The organism is Pedobacter sp. Leaf216 (assembly GCF_001421515.1).
Lineage (GTDB): Bacteria > Bacteroidota > Bacteroidia > Sphingobacteriales > Sphingobacteriaceae > Pedobacter.
On sequence record NZ_LMKM01000023.1, the window covers coordinates 201,310 to 217,272 of the forward strand.

12 protein-coding genes are annotated in these 15,963 nt (G+C 41.7%); 2 read left to right on the forward strand and 10 right to left on the reverse strand.

What is annotated here, in order from left to right:
• Positions 1-32: 32 nt before the first annotated feature.
• On the reverse strand, positions 33-1,004 hold the full coding sequence (locus ASE74_RS16245) for an NmrA/HSCARG family protein (RefSeq protein ID WP_055911224.1): 972 nt from the start codon (positions 1,002-1,004) through the stop codon (positions 33-35).
• Positions 1,005-1,115: 111 nt separating this feature from the next.
• On the opposite strand from ASE74_RS16245, the gene ASE74_RS16250 reads away from it, so the two are divergent.
• Positions 1,116-1,505 carry a helix-turn-helix domain-containing protein gene (locus tag ASE74_RS16250; RefSeq protein ID WP_055911227.1) on the forward strand — a complete coding sequence of 130 codons (390 nt, stop codon included), beginning with the start codon at positions 1,116-1,118 and terminating at the stop codon, positions 1,503-1,505.
• 196 nt (positions 1,506-1,701) lie between these two features.
• Positions 1,702-2,151: an SRPBCC family protein gene (locus ASE74_RS16255; RefSeq protein WP_055911980.1), complete on the forward strand. Its 450-nt coding sequence runs from the start codon at positions 1,702-1,704 to the stop codon at positions 2,149-2,151.
• A gap of 100 nt (positions 2,152-2,251) precedes the next feature.
• Here ASE74_RS16255 and ASE74_RS16260 read toward each other — a convergent pair whose 3' ends face one another.
• From ASE74_RS16260 to ASE74_RS16300, 9 genes are read right to left on the reverse strand one after another with little or no spacing between them, the layout of a single operon-like run.
• Positions 2,252-3,625, reverse strand: a complete 1,374-nt coding sequence (locus ASE74_RS16260; protein ID WP_055911229.1) for a YeiH family protein — start codon at positions 3,623-3,625, stop codon at positions 2,252-2,254.
• Positions 3,626-3,630: 5 nt separating this feature from the next.
• Entirely contained in the window at positions 3,631-5,082 is a 1,452-nt protein-coding gene (locus ASE74_RS16265) for an NAD(P)/FAD-dependent oxidoreductase (RefSeq protein WP_055911231.1), read from the reverse strand.
• A 4-nt stretch (positions 5,083-5,086) separates the two neighbouring features.
• Positions 5,087-6,340, reverse strand: coding sequence for a sulfite dehydrogenase (gene soxC / locus ASE74_RS16270; RefSeq protein ID WP_082458812.1), 1,254 nt, complete (start codon positions 6,338-6,340; stop codon positions 5,087-5,089).
• Positions 6,340-6,939, reverse strand: a complete 600-nt coding sequence (locus tag ASE74_RS16275; protein WP_082458839.1) for a c-type cytochrome — start codon at positions 6,937-6,939, stop codon at positions 6,340-6,342. The genes soxC and ASE74_RS16275 overlap by 1 nt, the downstream gene beginning before the upstream one ends.
• A 4-nt stretch (positions 6,940-6,943) precedes the next feature.
• Positions 6,944-8,650 carry a hypothetical protein gene (locus ASE74_RS16280; RefSeq protein WP_055911234.1) on the reverse strand — a complete coding sequence of 569 codons (1,707 nt, stop codon included), beginning with the start codon at positions 8,648-8,650 and terminating at the stop codon, positions 6,944-6,946.
• A 12-nt stretch (positions 8,651-8,662) separates the two neighbouring features.
• Positions 8,663-9,994, reverse strand: a complete 1,332-nt coding sequence (locus tag ASE74_RS16285) for a hypothetical protein (protein WP_055911986.1) — start codon at positions 9,992-9,994, stop codon at positions 8,663-8,665.
• Positions 9,995-10,010: 16 nt separating this feature from the next.
• Positions 10,011-10,940 carry a cyanophycinase gene (locus ASE74_RS16290; protein ID WP_055911236.1) on the reverse strand — a complete coding sequence of 310 codons (930 nt, stop codon included), beginning with the start codon at positions 10,938-10,940 and terminating at the stop codon, positions 10,011-10,013.
• Positions 10,941-10,951: 11 nt separating this feature from the next.
• Complete coding sequence (locus tag ASE74_RS16295; RefSeq protein WP_055911238.1) at positions 10,952-12,313, reverse strand: RagB/SusD family nutrient uptake outer membrane protein; 1,362 nt, start codon at positions 12,311-12,313, stop codon at positions 10,952-10,954.
• 15 nt (positions 12,314-12,328) lie between these two features.
• Complete coding sequence (locus ASE74_RS16300) at positions 12,329-15,439, reverse strand: TonB-dependent receptor (RefSeq protein WP_055911241.1); 3,111 nt, start codon at positions 15,437-15,439, stop codon at positions 12,329-12,331.
• Positions 15,440-15,963: the final 524 nt, after the last annotated feature.

Sequence of the window (15,963 nt, forward strand, 5' to 3'; positions counted from 1 at the left end):
AAAGCTGATTTCAATAATCCCTCTCGAATCATTTAGTAAGAGATTTTTTCACCTTGCCAGCCTGTTGTGCGTAAAAATTGCTCCCAGTTGAGCGTGCCAGGATTTATTTTACGGCTCCATGAAAGATCTTTGTCTTTTTGAAAATAACCAAACTCAACTGCATAGGCTGCCATGCCTAAAACTTCATTTATTAGGCTTTCATTGGAAGCAAAACCAGGGAAATGACGGAGAAAATCTTCCCTTGTGAAAGCAGAACTGTATACGGCTTCTTTTCCGGTAACCTTCACAAAGGCATCAACCATTTCCTGGGGAGAAATAAATTCGCCAATTACAGGTAGCGATTTGCCTGCATATTCTGCCGGATTGGTAAATATTTCCAAAACAGCTGGCCCTGTTGCAGTAAGCGGATCAACAAATGGTGCACGAAAATCTTTCGGCAGGTAAATCGGAAATACAAATTGACCATCCTTCAAATATGGCGTATAAAATTCCATAAGATTCGTATAAAAAAAGGCCATATATATAAAGGAACTCACTATTGGTAATGTTCGGATATATTCTTCCACAAGGGCCTTATCAGTAAAATGAGGTGCAAATTTTTCTCCTTTGGTAATCCGGTCTACATTTTCCAGACTGCTAAATAAAATGTGTTTTACTCCTGCTTCAACTGCAGCATCAGCAAGTTCCTTACCCAATTCCATTTCGTGTGTATGTGGAGGAGCAATGCTGGGCGTAACCATAAATACACCGTACGATCCAAGGAACGCCGCTACAAATTGTGCTTTATGTCCCAAATCCAATGGTACATTTATCAATTCGGCACCTTGTTTAATCAATTCAACCGCTTCGGCTGAATTCGCCCGTCGGGTAATGCCGCGTACACGAAACTGCTTGCTTTCTAACAGGGTTCTTGCAACGCTAAGGCCCTGCTTACCCATAATGCCTACAACTGTAATTAGCGGCTTATCGTTCTGATTTGATTTTTCAATAAAATATGATGACATGTTTTAAAAATTAGCAAAATTTTATACTATAATAATTATAGTTGCAAAACTAATTTTAGTGCATTACTTTTACAATAACTATCCATTTAGATAGGTTTAAATAAATAAATTGTGAAAACTGAATGCATTGGTGAAAACGTAAAACTGAACGGTAAAACTTACCCTTGTACGGTTAGCCTGGCCATGGATCTGATTGGTGGGAAATGGAAAACTGTTATTTTATACCACTTAAAAACAGAACCTAAGCGTTATAGTGAGTTATTAAAAGAAATGCATACCGTAACAGAAATGACCTTGAGTATCCAACTGAAAAAACTGGAACAGGATGGCCTGATCTCCCGAAAAGTATACGGCAAAAAACCTCCGGTTAAGGTGGTTTATAGTTTAACCGATTTTGGAAAAACATTAATCCCTACCCTGGAAGCGATTACTGCATGGGGAAACCAGATTACTGAACAAAGCGCAGAATTTGTAAATTTTACTCCATTGCCAAAAATGTAGCATTGGGTTATCATCTGATAAGGTTGAGCATTTAACTGTATTGTGTCGCAAATACACCGTCAGAAAGTCGCTTTACTCCCTGCTGATTTTGTTTTTTTACGTCCATATTTGTTAAAAGTAATTGTGGAGTAGCAACCACATCAAAAAAACGGGCAGACTAAAAAGCCATAAGATTGTGAGTAAAAAATTAAAAGTTATGTCAGATAATAAGGTTTCATTACACAGAATAATTAAAGCATCACCAGAAAAACTATTCCGAGCCTTTACCAGTAATACTGCAATTGCCGCATGGCTACCTCCTTATGGGTTTCTCTGCACGGTACACGAACGGAATGTGCAGGAGGGCGCAACGTACAAAATGTCGTTCGAGAATTTTACTACAGGAAACAGTCACAGCTGGACTGGAGAATTTTTGGAAATAAAGCCAAACGAATTTTTAAAATATACCGATAAATTCGACGATCCAAACCTTCCCGGTGCAATGGTTACTTCTGTATGGTTTAGCCAAACCATGGTGGGCACTGAATTGAAAGTTTTACAGGAAAATATTCCCTCGGTAATACCTGCCGAAATGTGTTATCTGGGCTGGCAGGAATCGATAGAAAAATTAATAAAATTAGTAGAGCCTCAGATACCGGATGCCTGATTAAGTGCAAATATTGTTTTGGATCATTAATGGCCATGCAAAATGCATGGCCATATTTGTTTAACCGGATTTACTAATGGCGTCTTAATTTGAAATAATGCTATTTAAAATCTGGTATTGGGAATATATGACCGCCAAATAAGATGTAAGACCACAGCAGTGTCCAAAAGATGTTAAAAATCTGAGCAGTTACAAAGGTAAATGCAGGCCGCCCACCTTGTAATTTCACTAAAGATGAAAATTTAGCTTCCATACCGATAGAAATAAATGCGATAGCGAACCACACCGTGCGCAGGCCATTTAATGTTGGGGCTACGCCTTTTGCTGTTGCAGGCGATAAAAGGAAAGAAAATACCAATGACGCAGCAACAAAACCCAGTACAAATTTCGGAAAACGCTCCCAAACAATTTTTAAACCAGGGCTTTCCGCTTTAACCAAAACTTCTCCGTTTTCGCCTTTTGGTTTTTTGTAGGCCCACCATATGGCGATAAAAAAGGCTGCAACCCCAATGAATACATTTTGCGAAAATTTAGCAATTACCCCTGCTTTAACCGCTATCGGGCCAACTAAATCGCCGGCAGCAGTAACTGTAGCGGTGGTATCTAAAGTGCCACCCAACCAGGCACCGCCAATTACATCAGGAATATGAAAATACCTTACGGCCCATGGCTGAATAACCATCATCGGGATGGCCATAATCAATACCAAAGTGGTTACATAGGATAATTTACGTTTATCGCCATTAATTGCACCTGCAGCAACAATTGCGGCTGAAACACCACAAATGGATACCGCAGAGGCCAAAATTACACCGAATTCATCATCAACCTTCAATTTACGGCTTAACCATAAAGAGAAAAACCAAACAGCGGTTACCACAATTATGGCCTGAACAATGCCCGGTAAACCAGCTTTAATTAAATCGGCAGATAAAATAGTGGTACCTAAAATTACCAAGCCTGTTTTGATATAAAATTCAGACCTTACCGCCTCCTTTAACCAGTTTGGCAATTTAACCAGGTTACCCAACAGGATCCCGATCAACAGGGCGAATACAACATATTCTAAACCGAAATAGGAAATACTTTTATTACCACCGATTATAAAAGAGACAATTGCCAAAAAATAAATCAGTGTAAAACCCGCTGCAAACCTGGCTACCTTACCTCCTGATAGCGCAATCGCAATGGCTGCCAGCACCAGAAAAACTGCACCGGTTTCTACAATCAGCAACAGGTTTTGAGGCGATAATATTTCACCAAACAAATCATCAGTAGTAGCCCATTTAAATGCGGGTAAAGTGATGGTTGTGCCGTTATTGGTTAAGTAAAGCACGGTTGCAATAATGATTGTTCCTAAAATTACAGCCCACCAATCTTCTGTAAGCGATTGTAAAAATGTTTTTTTGTCGGGCGTTATCCCGGCGTCTGTTAAAGCTCCCGTAGTTCCTGAAGCATTGTTCTGTGTTGACATAGTGTTTATTTGTGGTTATCTAATTTGATGTTAAAAATATCTTTCAGTGCTTTTTTTGCGGCATTGTAACCGCACATTCCATGTACACCACCGCCTGGAGGCGTAGAAGATGAACAGATGTACAACCCTTTGGCAGAAGTTTTATAAGGCGACAACCTTAAAGCCGGGCGGGTAAACAGTTGGCCAATATCCAATATACCTCCGTTGATATCGCCACCAATATAATTTCGGTTGTGTGCTTCCATCTGCTCGGTATTCATGGTGTGTTTGGCCAGGATGCGATCTTTAAATCCAGGGGCAAAACGTTCTACCTGGTTTTCTATAATTGCTGTCAAATCCTGTTTCGATCCATTTGGCACATGGCAATAAGCCCAGGCGGTCTGCTTTCCTTCAGGCGCACGTGATGGATCGAACAAACTCTGTTGAGCAAGTAATACAAATGGTTTTTCGGCCTGCTGGCCTTTGCTGGTTTTTAGTTCCCCTTCGGCTATTTCTTCAAATGTATTGCCAAGGTGTATCGTGCCGGCACCCTTACATGCTTCAGCTTTAAAAGGGATAGGTCCGTCCAGTGCCCAATCTACCTTAAATACTCCCATACCATAGCGGTAACGTTCGAGCTGCCATTTATAAATATTGGAGAATTTATGTCCTGCTATTTGCAATAATTGTTTTGGCGTAACATCAAAAAGCACTGCATGGGCGGATGGCAGTTGATTTAGTGATGAAATAAAATTTCCCGTTTCAATTTTCCCGCCAAGTGATTTAAAGTAAGCAGCCAATGCCTCTGCAATAAATTTTGATCCGCCTTTGGGTATCGGCCAACCTTTAAGGTGCCCGGTAGCCATTAATACCAAACCGATTGCAGTGGTACTCAAATTACTTAAAGGCTGTATGGCATGTGCGGCCATTCCGGCAAAAAGCCCGCGCGCATGTTGTGCTTTGAAGCGGTTAACAAAACCCGTTGCGCTTCTTAATGCTTTTAGGCCAAAACCGGCCATTGCCAATGGGTGCTTGGGAAAACGCAGGGGCCCTAAAGCATCTTCAGCTATCAATGGCCAGGCTGATGTAACATTTTCCATTAAGGAAGTATACGTTTTTGCATCCCTGCCGAGGTATCCGGCAGTTTTCTGGATAGAATGATCCAATATAGCAGCGGTTCCGTCATCAAAAGGATGTGCGGCGGCCAAAAGAGGTTGCAGGTATTCCAGGCCAAATTCGGCCAAAGGCAGTGTTTTAAAAAATGGCGAAGCCAATGCCATCGGATGGATCGCTGAGCATACATCATGTGTAAAACCGGGCAAAGTAAGTTCAGCAGAAGTTAAGCCGCCCCCGATCACGTTTTTACCTTCTATAATTAAAACGGAAAGTCCCTGTTGCTGCATAAGAATTGCTGCGGCCAATCCATTTGGCCCCGAACCTACAACTACTGCATCATAATCCCGTTTTTCTAATTTCATCTGGTTATTTTATTGTTTCCGGTTTAAATAAAACTCTTCCATCGGCACCAATCTGCCAAGCCGTAATGGGATTCATGTGGTAACCCCCTAAATTTACGCCACGTGCCGCAACCAATTGCGCCAATGTTGGCTGTAAATAGCCTGTTTCATCGGTAACGCGACTCAAAATTTCAGTTGCTTTGCCGTCCCATTCCCATAAATGCCTGAAATAAGTATGCGCTTTGCTAAGCACCGGTTCCTGTAAATTGGCCAGTTGCCACGTTTTGCCTGCATCGGTACTTACTTCCACTTTTTCTACCTTACCCCTTCCGCTCCAGGCAATTCCGCGGATCTCCACCCAACCTTTATTTACCTTTTGCGGGTAAGCAGGATAGGTGATGATGGAGCGTGCATCCAACTCAAAGCTAAACATTCTGATTTTATCTTTTACAGGGTAAGTATATTTTGAGGTTTCTTCCCGGGTCATATATGGTTCTTCTGAAAGTTCAATCCGACGGAGCCATTTGATATTCATATTGCCTTCAAAACCTGGCAAAAGTAGCCTCATGGGATATCCCTGTTCGGGGCGCATGGCCTCCCCATTCTGCGCATAAACAATCATGGCATCATCCCAGGCTTTTGCAATCGGGATGGTACGTGTCATAACAGCAGCATCCGAGCCTTCGGCCAAAAACCATTTCGCTTTATTGCTGATGCCGACTTCTTCAAATATGGTAGAGAGCATAACGCCCGTCCACTCGCTTTGGCTGGTAAGGCCAAGAATATCCTGCGGAGTCATTTCGGTTTTGCCAGTGCGGAAATTACCTGCACATTCAATGAAACATGTGCGTGTTATGGATGGAAACCTTTTGATATCAGCCAGGGTAAACTTCATCGGCTGATCTACCAGGCCATGAATGAGCAATTCGTGTTTTACAGGATCAATTGCTGGAACACCTGCATGATGACGTTCGAAATGAAGATCAGCAGGCGTAATAGTGCTGTGCATATCCTGCAAGGGTGTACGCGAAGAGATATCAGAAGGTTTGCGTACAGGCTGTTCAAATAAGGAGCGTTTGCCGAGCGGACTTGGCCCCGGACCAATAATTTTGGTCGGATCATCTACAATATCTGTAAGAACCTGTTTTTCAGCTTTTGCTTCACTTGCAAATAACGATTGTACCGGTAAAACTGCAGCAGTAATTACACCGCCCAATAAAGTACGTCTGCTCATTTTACCAGTAACTATTTTCCGATCGGTTTTATCTTGCTTCTTCATTACTTTATTTCAGGTCCTCCTTTACGATCATCCATAATAAATAGCTTTTTAGCAGGCATTTGCACTTTATACAGGTTTTTGGCATCGAGCACTACATCAGCCTTGATAATTTTATTCGCATTGAGCAGATAAGCGGTTATGCTGTACACTTCATTATTACTTAAGGAACCAGGAAGATTATAGGGCATGGCCCGGCGCATATAATCGAACAAAGTAGTGGCATATGGCCAGTAATTACCGATTGTTTTCGGTTTACTATTAGCCGAGGTATCACCAACTAAAGCACTTCCGGGAAGTTTTACACCCGGCTTTTCGGTACCATCCTCACCATGGCACATTGCACATTTTTGCGCATACAACAGTTTCCCTTTTTTAACATCACCCTGGCCTGCTGGTAAGCCTTTACCATCGGGCCGGATATCAATATTCCAAGCTGCAATTTCCTGAGCGGTGGCCGGGCGACCGAAACCAAATTTTGCCGGGCGTTTTAAGCTATCCGTTGATGGCGATTGCGCCTGCATTGAAGTAAACGCTGTTTTTAGCGACATTAAGAACAACATTACAGGAAATGCAAGTATGTATACCGTCTTTCTGTTCATCCTCTTATTCATATTTACCAGCACTTAAAGAACTTTTAGGCAATACATATTGTCGGTTATAACGATCGAGAACGATGTAAATAGAATCTTTATGTTCATCAATACCGGAAAGTATAACCCTCGAACCATCTGTGGTATCGTATTTCAGTACCATACGGTGGCGTTTCACTTCTCTTGGTTTTTCTTCAAACTCACGGTCTCTGCGGGTAGACCAGGCTGCTTTATCTATCATTTTATTTTCATCGCCGATATGTTGCCATGCGGTTTTACTGATCCAGTTATCTTCATTTGGTGCTGTTTCTCTTGTTTTACCTGCAGCTTTACGCCCAGCCCTTAAAGCCATTACATTTTTATCCTGGAGGTACAGTACTTTATCTACGGTATCGGCATAATAATGAAAGGCCCTTTGGCCTCCTGCAACACCACTGATTTCGAAAGTACGTTGAATATCACGCATCGGGCTGCCTCCTCCATTTGATGGATCGATTAAAACCGGGCGGTTGATTTTAAAAGTGAGGGTAGTCCAGTTTTCGAAGGTAGCTTCCTGCCACCTGATAGAATCCAATGGATTAAATGGAATAACCTCCCCATTCAATTTAAACTCGCTCACATGGTAATTTCCCCTTAGTTTTTTAACACCTGCAGTTGCGGGTTGTTTATAAGGATCGTATTTAAAATTGATGACTTCAGTATAAGTGAGCACACCGAAAAAGATGACAAAAGTGAGCACTTTCAGGGTAATGCGGGTGTATTTTAACCAAGGTTTATTAAAATCGGGGTAGATCCTAAAAGGTATGGTATAACGCTCTAAAATGAGCAGGTTGTATAATTTAGGAAAATCATCTGCGGCAATAAACAGCGCGAGCAGCACAAAATAAAACGCATATACATGTACACCGCCATCGTAAGCATAATTTACAAAAGTAATATCGCCCAGTGCCGCAGCCAGTAAAATGGCACCAAAAGTGGTTGTTTTACGAAAAAAAAGCATTACTCCGGCGGCTATTTCCACCACACCACCAAAAACCTGGTACCAGGGCACTACACCAACGGAAAGCCAGTATATTTTTTGCGCGGTAAAATCGCCAAAATTGCTATTTAAAAGACCTAACGATGGATAGGGCATTTGTGTAGGGAGAAGTTTGGTAAAACCGAAACCGATAATCCCAATCCCGGCACGATAACGGACAACAACCCTGATCCAGTAATGAAGGATATGATAGGATTTACGCTTACGATCGAAGGCCGACCAGATTAAAGCACCAACAAGGGCTAAGAATAATGCTATGCCCCAATCTACATAATCAGCCAGAAAACTTCTTTTTGGAGGCAAAGCAGCATTACTTTCGTTTTTTTGTTCGGTTTGCTTAAGGCTACTTTTTTCCAATTTCTTTTTCCTGTTGCCATCCTTTTTAGCCGATTCATCTGCAGATGGCGAATCGGTAATATCACGTGATCGCTGCCCGCCAAAAAGTGACAAAAAGCTGGGTTGAAACCTGGCGATATCGTAGAGATCGCGGTAATGCGGTCGCGACCAATCCAGGGTGAAAACATTTTTATACCAATTGGCAGAAAATGGAATACACATGGCCAGAAAGAAAATAAACAGCACGCGGAAGCCAAATTTCTTTTGCCACGACCATGGCTTTTTAGCTGGTATTTGCTGATCTGTTAAATTTTTATCTATCTCCTGTTGTTTTATTTCAGACATAACATTAAGCTTTTATAGTTTAAGTGCTTTGCGGCGGCTAAGCTTTAATGGATATTTTTTATCGATTTTATTCAATACGACGTAAATGGAATCACGTTGTTGATTGATCCCTGAAAGAATGATGCTTACGCTATCCGGACGCGAATAATTTAACCTTAAACTTTCGCCTTTGTAGTGTGGATTTTTATTAGCCAACAGCAGAACACGGTTTACCGAATCGATTGTGTAACTGTAATAATGCCTTCCTGCGGTACCGGCTAGTTCATAATCGCGGTCTTTATCGTTTTTAAATACCTGTTCGTAATTTGAAGAATCAACAATTACTTTTCGATCGGAACGCACGCTGATGGTGGCCCATTTCTCGAACACCACATCTTTCCAACGGGTAGAATCTGTAGCAGCATAAGGCAATACCCGCCCGTTGATTTTAAACTCACTAACATTATAAATTCCCGCAGCCCTGGCCAAGCCCTTCTTGCGTGGAAACTGGTAAGGATCATCGTGAAAACCTGAATACGTTTTAAATCCGTAAAGAAAAACAAAAAAGAAAATAACCAATGTTTTAAGTGCTAAACGCAAGGATTTAATTCTCCCCACAAAAATTGGCTTAAAGCTGTTTGGTGCTGTTGGCCGCTCGAGCGATATGAGATTATAAATCCGCGTTGCATCGAACCACAACACAAATAATGCAAAAGTGATTAAGTAGGTGGCATATACAAATTCGCCGCCCTCGTAAGCCAGGTTTGAAATGAATACGTTCCCTGTAAATACGAGAATAATTGCTGCGCCAATGGTTGCGGTTTTCCGGAAGAACAATAACAAACCTGCGAGGATTTCTATCGCGCCTAAAAATGTTTCGTAAGAAGGCACAATGCCTAAACTCATCGAAAATATTTTCCAGTCGGTAAAATCGCCATAACTGGTGTTTAAATTACTAATGGAAGGAAAAGGTGCCTGCAATGGGAAAAACTTGATGAACCCATAACCGATAATACCAATAGCCAAACGGTAGCGGACCACAACCCTTAACCAATAATAAAATTGATTGTAATCGACTTCCTTGTATTTGGTTTTGCCCCATACCACTGCGCAGATAACCGAAATTCCTGCAATAATGATCCAGTTGATAAAACTATCGGCACCGGAAAGAAATTTTGAAGATAAACGTGTAAGGTTAAAAATATCGCCATAGCTGATATGGAGCCAGTTAAAACCAAAAACAATTTTAAAGAAATCGACGCTTAAAGGAATAGCCTGCAGCATGAAAAACAAGAAGAAGAACCTGAATATCAGCTTTTCCCTATCCGTCCATACAAGCGGTGATGGTTTATTTGTGTTACTCATTGCTGTATAAATAAGATTATTGATCCTCATCAGCCTTTGCGGGCTTGCGTGGAGCTGTAATTACCTTTCTTTTGGCAAGATCATATTTTTGCCCTGCGCTTAAAAAGAAAAAAGATCCGTTTGAAGCAGTAAAATCTTCACGATTGTTGACCACATGTTTTTCGCTACTGTTTACGATGGTGTTGTAATCGTAAATTGCCACGAAAGAATGTCCAAGCACTTGAAGGGTATCCCGCTGTACCAGGACTGCTGTAGCCTCATTTAAACCAATGCCGATAAAATCTGGTGCATTACGGATAAAGTTGACCAGATCGAACTGGCGGTTTCGTACCAATAAATGCTGATCGATAGCGGAATTTTTAAGAAAACCCAATCCCTGTGTATGGTCGCCAACTAAAATTTGTGCGCCTTTCGTATCACCCCTCCATAAAAAAGAACCAATAATACTTGCTCCGGCCGAGCTGCCTGCAATAACGCCTCCCCTATTCAAAACATCAATAAAAGCCTGGTGGGTAAGGGTATTGAGGTAAGAATCGGCAATTCGCCATTGGCGGCCACCTTCGAAATAAACAGCTGTTGCATTTTTTAAAGGGGCAATAAATTTTTCACTATTGGCTTCCTTCAAATCGCTCGTATGGAAAAGGGTTACATTTTTGATCCCTGTTTGCTTTTTTACCTCTTCTACCCCTTTTTTATCATACGCGGCAGAATCGCCCGAGGCAGTGGTAACCACAACCAATATGGCTTTATCCTTACCTCCTGCCAATTCGGTAAATTTCTCCCATATATCGCGCTGCGAGCCTACATTGCCACCGATGATTAGCAAACTGCCTTTTTCAGGTCCATGTTTAGTATCAGATTTTTTGACTGTTATTGGTGATGGCTGAGCAAAGGCCGGGTAAGCAAATGCAGTTAGGGCCAAAAACAGCACACTTAATTTTTTCATAATTAATATTTTTAATAACCTGGATTACGGTTAGCACCCGCCAATTGCGGATCTACCAATGTTTCGTTATATGGAATTGGAAAAAGGTAAAGATGTTTATCAGGCAGGCCCAGCACAGTTTGGGCACGGTCGGTTCTTACCAGGTTAAACCAGCGGTCGGCTTCGAAAGGGAACTCCACCTGGCGTTCTTTTTCCAAGGCCAGCAAAATATCACTTAATGTTGCAGCAGTGGTGGCTCCAAGTCCTGCACGGCTCCTTACCAGGTTTAAATCGCTTTGTGCACTGTTTGCACCAACTAAATTACCCTGTTGTGCCCTGGCTTCTGAACGGATAAAATACAACTCAGCCATGCGGATTATATAAGCCGGATCGGTACCCAATGGATTACGGTAATATAATTTGCCATACCATAAATTACCCGGAGGCGCGGTTTTAGCAATCAAAGTGCTGCGGTTGCCGCCAATGGTTGGGTTATTTAACAAAGCAACCAGGGCATCATTCGGCGACCACTCTCTACGGCCGCCCAAAACCGGTGGCAACCACCAGTTGCTATGGCCATTGGTATTGGATGTGGTATAAGCCAGCTCAAGCACAGACTCGGGAGTAGCCGCAGCATTATTGGCGAAAAAAGCACTATATGGGCCCACCAGGAAATAATTTTCATTATCGTTAATTACCGAAGTAGCAAATTGCTCGGCCAATGCCCAGTTTTTTTGATACAGGTAAAATCTCGCTTTAAGGGCTTGTACCGTGCGCAAGCTTACCCGGTTTCTGCTTACTGATGCAGGCACCAACGTTTCAGCAGCATTTAAATCTTTTAACACCTGTGCATAGGTATCAGCCAAGGTACTGCGTGGGATATCGCTGTTTTCTGAAGGAATATTGGTAGGTTTTAAAACCAATTGCACACCGCCCCAACCTCGTGCAAGATCGAAATAGGCCAAAGCACGCACAAAGTAAGCTTCACCAAGGTATTGGTTTTTTAGCGTTGTGCTAAGCAGTGGATCATTAACTGCCGGAACCCGATCAAGTATAAGATTAGCCTGCAAAATGGTTTTATAAATGGCCGTCCATGCAGATTGAACATAACCGTTTGTAGCAGAAGTAAGGTGTTTGGTAATTTCGTTAGGATCTGACTGTGAACCCGACCATTGAATGTCGCCGGCAGATAAGTAAGAAAGTGCCGGGAAATTTGAACCATAATAACTGTTTGCAGCCAACAGATTAAATAAACCGTTTGCCGCTGTTGCCGCACTACCGGCATTGATGATCGCCTGATCCTGATCTACCTGCGACTGGGGCTGTACCTCCAGAAACTTCTTGCAGGAAGTAAACAAGGATAAAATGGCGAATATGTAGATAACTTTTTTCATGATTGATTATTCGGTTTAAAAAGTAATGTTTGCACCTATCTGGAAAGTACGTGGCACGGGTGGCGTACCTAAATCGTAACCGAGCACGGTAGCCGATGAAGAAACGTTGATCTCAGGATCCGGGCCTTTATATTTCGTCCACAACCAAAGGTTTGAGCCACTGGCGTATATCCTAACAGAATTCATCCTGGCTTTTTTAATAAATTCTTTCGGCAGGTTATAACCAAGGGTAACATTACTGAGGCGTAAGAAAGATCCATCTTCGATATTGCGGCTGGTTGGACTTAAAGTGTAATTCTGCCCATAAGCGGTTAACCTTGGCATATTTGTTATATCGCCCGGTTTCTGCCAGCGATCTAACTGGTAAACATCCATCGCCCTGTTGGCATCGCGGGTACCGCCACCTTCAAGAAAAAAATTGTTATTGTTATATACCTTATTGCCGTATACAAAATTGAAAAACACCGATAAATCGAAGCCTTTATAACTGAGGTTATTGGTTAAACCGCCATTAAATTTCGGCAGTGCATTCCCTACCGGAACAATATCATTGGCGTTGATTACGCCATTATGATCGGCATCTTCATAAACTGCATTGCCCGTTTGCGGATCAACATAAAGCTGGTTATACACATAAAAAGTATACATCGATAAACCCTGAACCATCCGTTCGGCGGCATAAGCGGCAACAACAGGTGTAGGTAATTTTTCTATTTTATTGATATTGCGCGAAATATTGAAATTGGTACTCCATTTAAATGCACCATCCAGATTAACACTGCTGATGTTCAGCTCCAAACCCTTATTGCTCATTTCGCCGGCATTGGTGAGGATGGAAGAAAAACCTTTACTTGATGCCAATGGCAGGTTAAGCAACAGGTTACTGGTATATTTATCGTAAACGTCGCCGCTTAAAGTCAACCTATCTTTAAAGAAACTTAAATCAAAACCGATATTGGCCTGGCGGGTGCTTTCCCATTTCAGATCAGGGTTGGCAAGCTGTGAAGGTGTAGTACCTGGATTATTTAGATAGTTGGCACCAGCACCCCATAAACCACGCGAGGCAAAATCGTTGATCCCGTTCTGGTTTCCGGTTACACCAATACTTCCACGAAGTTTTAAGTCGGATATTACCGCAACATCCTTTAAGAAATTTTCTTGTTTAACGCGCCATGCCAAACCTGCTGAAGGGAAATATCCCCACTGGTGGTTTGCACCAAAACGCGAAGATCCATCGGCCCTTACACTGAAAACCGCATAATATTTCCCACCATAGTTATAGTTTATACGGGCAAAGAATGATGACAGTGTATATTTTGATTCAGAAGCAGATGAAGTGGTGGTAGCAGCCGAAATAATCTGCTGGAATGAATCGTTTGGAAAATTGGTACCCTGGGCCAAAGTTTGGTTAGAAACCGATCCCTGCAATGAATTACCGATTAATGCCCCAAAAGTATGCTTACCGGTAACATGGTTATAATTTAAGGTCTGTTCATTTGTCCAGATGGTGTTATTGCTTATACTTGAAGTACCGAGGTTTTTATTTGCCAAACCCAGGTTGGTTAAACTGTTCCAGTACTGATATTCATTGTATTGATTATAATCAACACTCCAGCTCGTTTTAAATGTTAAATCTTTGGTAATATTTACCTCTCCATACAAATTACTAATCAACCTGTTACTTGTGCTGTTCATGTTTGTGTTGTTCAGCAACACATCCAGGTTATCAAAACCTGCCCATTTACCAGGCGTTCCATCGGCATTAAATTCAGGCAGATAGGTTGGAGTATGCAGCGCCGATTGTAAGATACCTCCTTGCGGCCCATCGCCTACACGCGCATTGGTACGGTAAGTTTGTGTGAGGATGTTGCTGGTTCCTATTTTAACGTAATCATTAATTTTCTGATCGAGGTTGAGCTTAAAACTTCCCCTTCTGAAATCGTTCGTTTTTAGGGTAGCTTCCTGTTTGTTTAGTCCGCCACCGATGTAATAGGTCGTTTTATCGTTTCCTCCTGAAACTGAAAGATCATAATTCTGCAACAGTCCGGTACGAAAAGCTTTGTTCAAACGATCGTAAGTATTTTGATCCTTTGGTAAACCACGTGGCGCCGGGGAGGCTGCAGGATTATCGGTTAATGCCCTGAAAGGCTGGAAAACATAGGTTGTAGCAGGCGTAGTTCCATTTGCAGCAGCAGTTGCAATGGCATCTGCATTTGAATTGCGGTAAAATTCGTTAACCAGTTCTGCATGCTGTGGCCCCGTTACCAGATCCCACAGTTTATGTGCTTTTGCCACACCAACATAAGCACTTAAACTTACTTTTGGTGCAGTATTGTATTTACCGCGTTTGGTGGTGATCAAAATTACCCCATTGGCTGCACGTGCACCGTAAATGGCAGTAGCATCAGCATCTTTTAAAACGGTTACGCTTTCAATATCATCAGGACTAATATCCGATAAAGGATTATTTGCTTGCCCTTGTGTGGTGATTTTTTGTAAAGATCCGCTGTTTACATACACACCATCAATTACATATAAAGGATCATTACTGGCATTAATGGAGGTGGTACCACGGATCCGGATAAACATTCCATCTCCCGGAACACCTGTAGATGTACTCACTTGCAAACCCGGAGCCTTGCCTTGTAACTGCTCGGCAAATGTAGCGGTCGGCTTTGCCCTTACCTCATCAACTGCGATGGTAGAAACAGAACCGGTTAACGATTTTCTAGTCTGTGTGCCATAACCCACAACCACTACGTCATTTAACTGACTGTTAAGTTCTTTCAATTTAATGGTTACCGGACTTGTACCCGCTACAATTTCTTTGGTTTCATAACCTACGGAAGAAAGTATCAACGTATATGGCAGTTTTTGACCGGTTACAAAAACAAATTTTCCATCTCCATCGGTAGAAACTACGTGTGTAACGCCTTTAATGCGTACAACAACGCCTGGCAGTGCTTGCTTGGTAAGGGAATCGATCACCGTTCCGGCCAATTTAGAATTGATTAGCGGCGGTGGCTCTACCTGTGCAAAAATTTTAAATGGGATGGCCAGCACTGTAAGGAGCAAAAAATGGCTGACCAATAAGAATGGTTTTTTCTTATGGAGAAATATTTCCATATTTAACGGGTTTTATGTTAATGATTAAATTCATTGGATAAGACTGGAAATGGATATCAGTGCGTGATTGGCGTTACAGAACTGATATTCCATGAAAACCGGCGAGGCTTCCTTGCCGGTTTTTTTTATATAAGGTTTTTAACACATATTTAAGAGATTGGTGGTCAGTTTAATGGAAAATAAGCATCAGACTATGGTTTTCAAGAGAAATCAAAAATCAACAACACCATATTTTGCCATAGATATAAATGTTTAAAACAACATCTTTATAAACTATATCAGGGATAGAAGACACTTTAGGGCTTATTGTTGCATTCATGATCAGCGCAAACATATTGATAAATATTTAATCTACAAAATCGGTAGACTAACTATTAATAATGTTACATGATCGCTTTTTCCTCTGGTGAAGCCTAATCTGTAACAACCGTTAGAAATACATTTACGTAATTTTTAAATTACAAATTTGTATTCTTTGTTTTAAAACACTAACTTAATTTATATGTCCACCGTTGCAGTGGATT

What these genes read in the sequence shown, in the direction of transcription:
- ASE74_RS16245 (WP_055911224.1), bottom strand. Translation starts at nt 1,004, where the DNA reads ATGTCATCATATTTTATTGAAAAATCAAATCAGAACGATAAGCCGCTA.
- ASE74_RS16255 (WP_055911980.1), top strand. Translation starts at nt 1,702, where the DNA reads ATGTCAGATAATAAGGTTTCATTACACAGAATAATTAAAGCATCACCA.
- ASE74_RS16260 (WP_055911229.1), bottom strand. Translation starts at nt 3,625, where the DNA reads ATGTCAACACAGAACAATGCTTCAGGAACTACGGGAGCTTTAACAGAC.
- ASE74_RS16265 (WP_055911231.1), bottom strand. Translation starts at nt 5,082, where the DNA reads ATGAAATTAGAAAAACGGGATTATGATGCAGTAGTTGTAGGTTCGGGG.
- soxC (WP_082458812.1), bottom strand. Translation starts at nt 6,340, where the DNA reads ATGAAGAAGCAAGATAAAACCGATCGGAAAATAGTTACTGGTAAAATG.
- ASE74_RS16275 (WP_082458839.1), bottom strand. Translation starts at nt 6,939, where the DNA reads ATGAACAGAAAGACGGTATACATACTTGCATTTCCTGTAATGTTGTTC.
- ASE74_RS16280 (WP_055911234.1), bottom strand. Translation starts at nt 8,650, where the DNA reads ATGTCTGAAATAAAACAACAGGAGATAGATAAAAATTTAACAGATCAG.
- ASE74_RS16285 (WP_055911986.1), bottom strand. Translation starts at nt 9,994, where the DNA reads ATGAGTAACACAAATAAACCATCACCGCTTGTATGGACGGATAGGGAA.
- ASE74_RS16290 (WP_055911236.1), bottom strand. Translation starts at nt 10,940, where the DNA reads ATGAAAAAATTAAGTGTGCTGTTTTTGGCCCTAACTGCATTTGCTTAC.
- ASE74_RS16295 (WP_055911238.1), bottom strand. Translation starts at nt 12,313, where the DNA reads ATGAAAAAAGTTATCTACATATTCGCCATTTTATCCTTGTTTACTTCC.
- ASE74_RS16300 (WP_055911241.1), bottom strand. Translation starts at nt 15,439, where the DNA reads ATGGAAATATTTCTCCATAAGAAAAAACCATTCTTATTGGTCAGCCAT.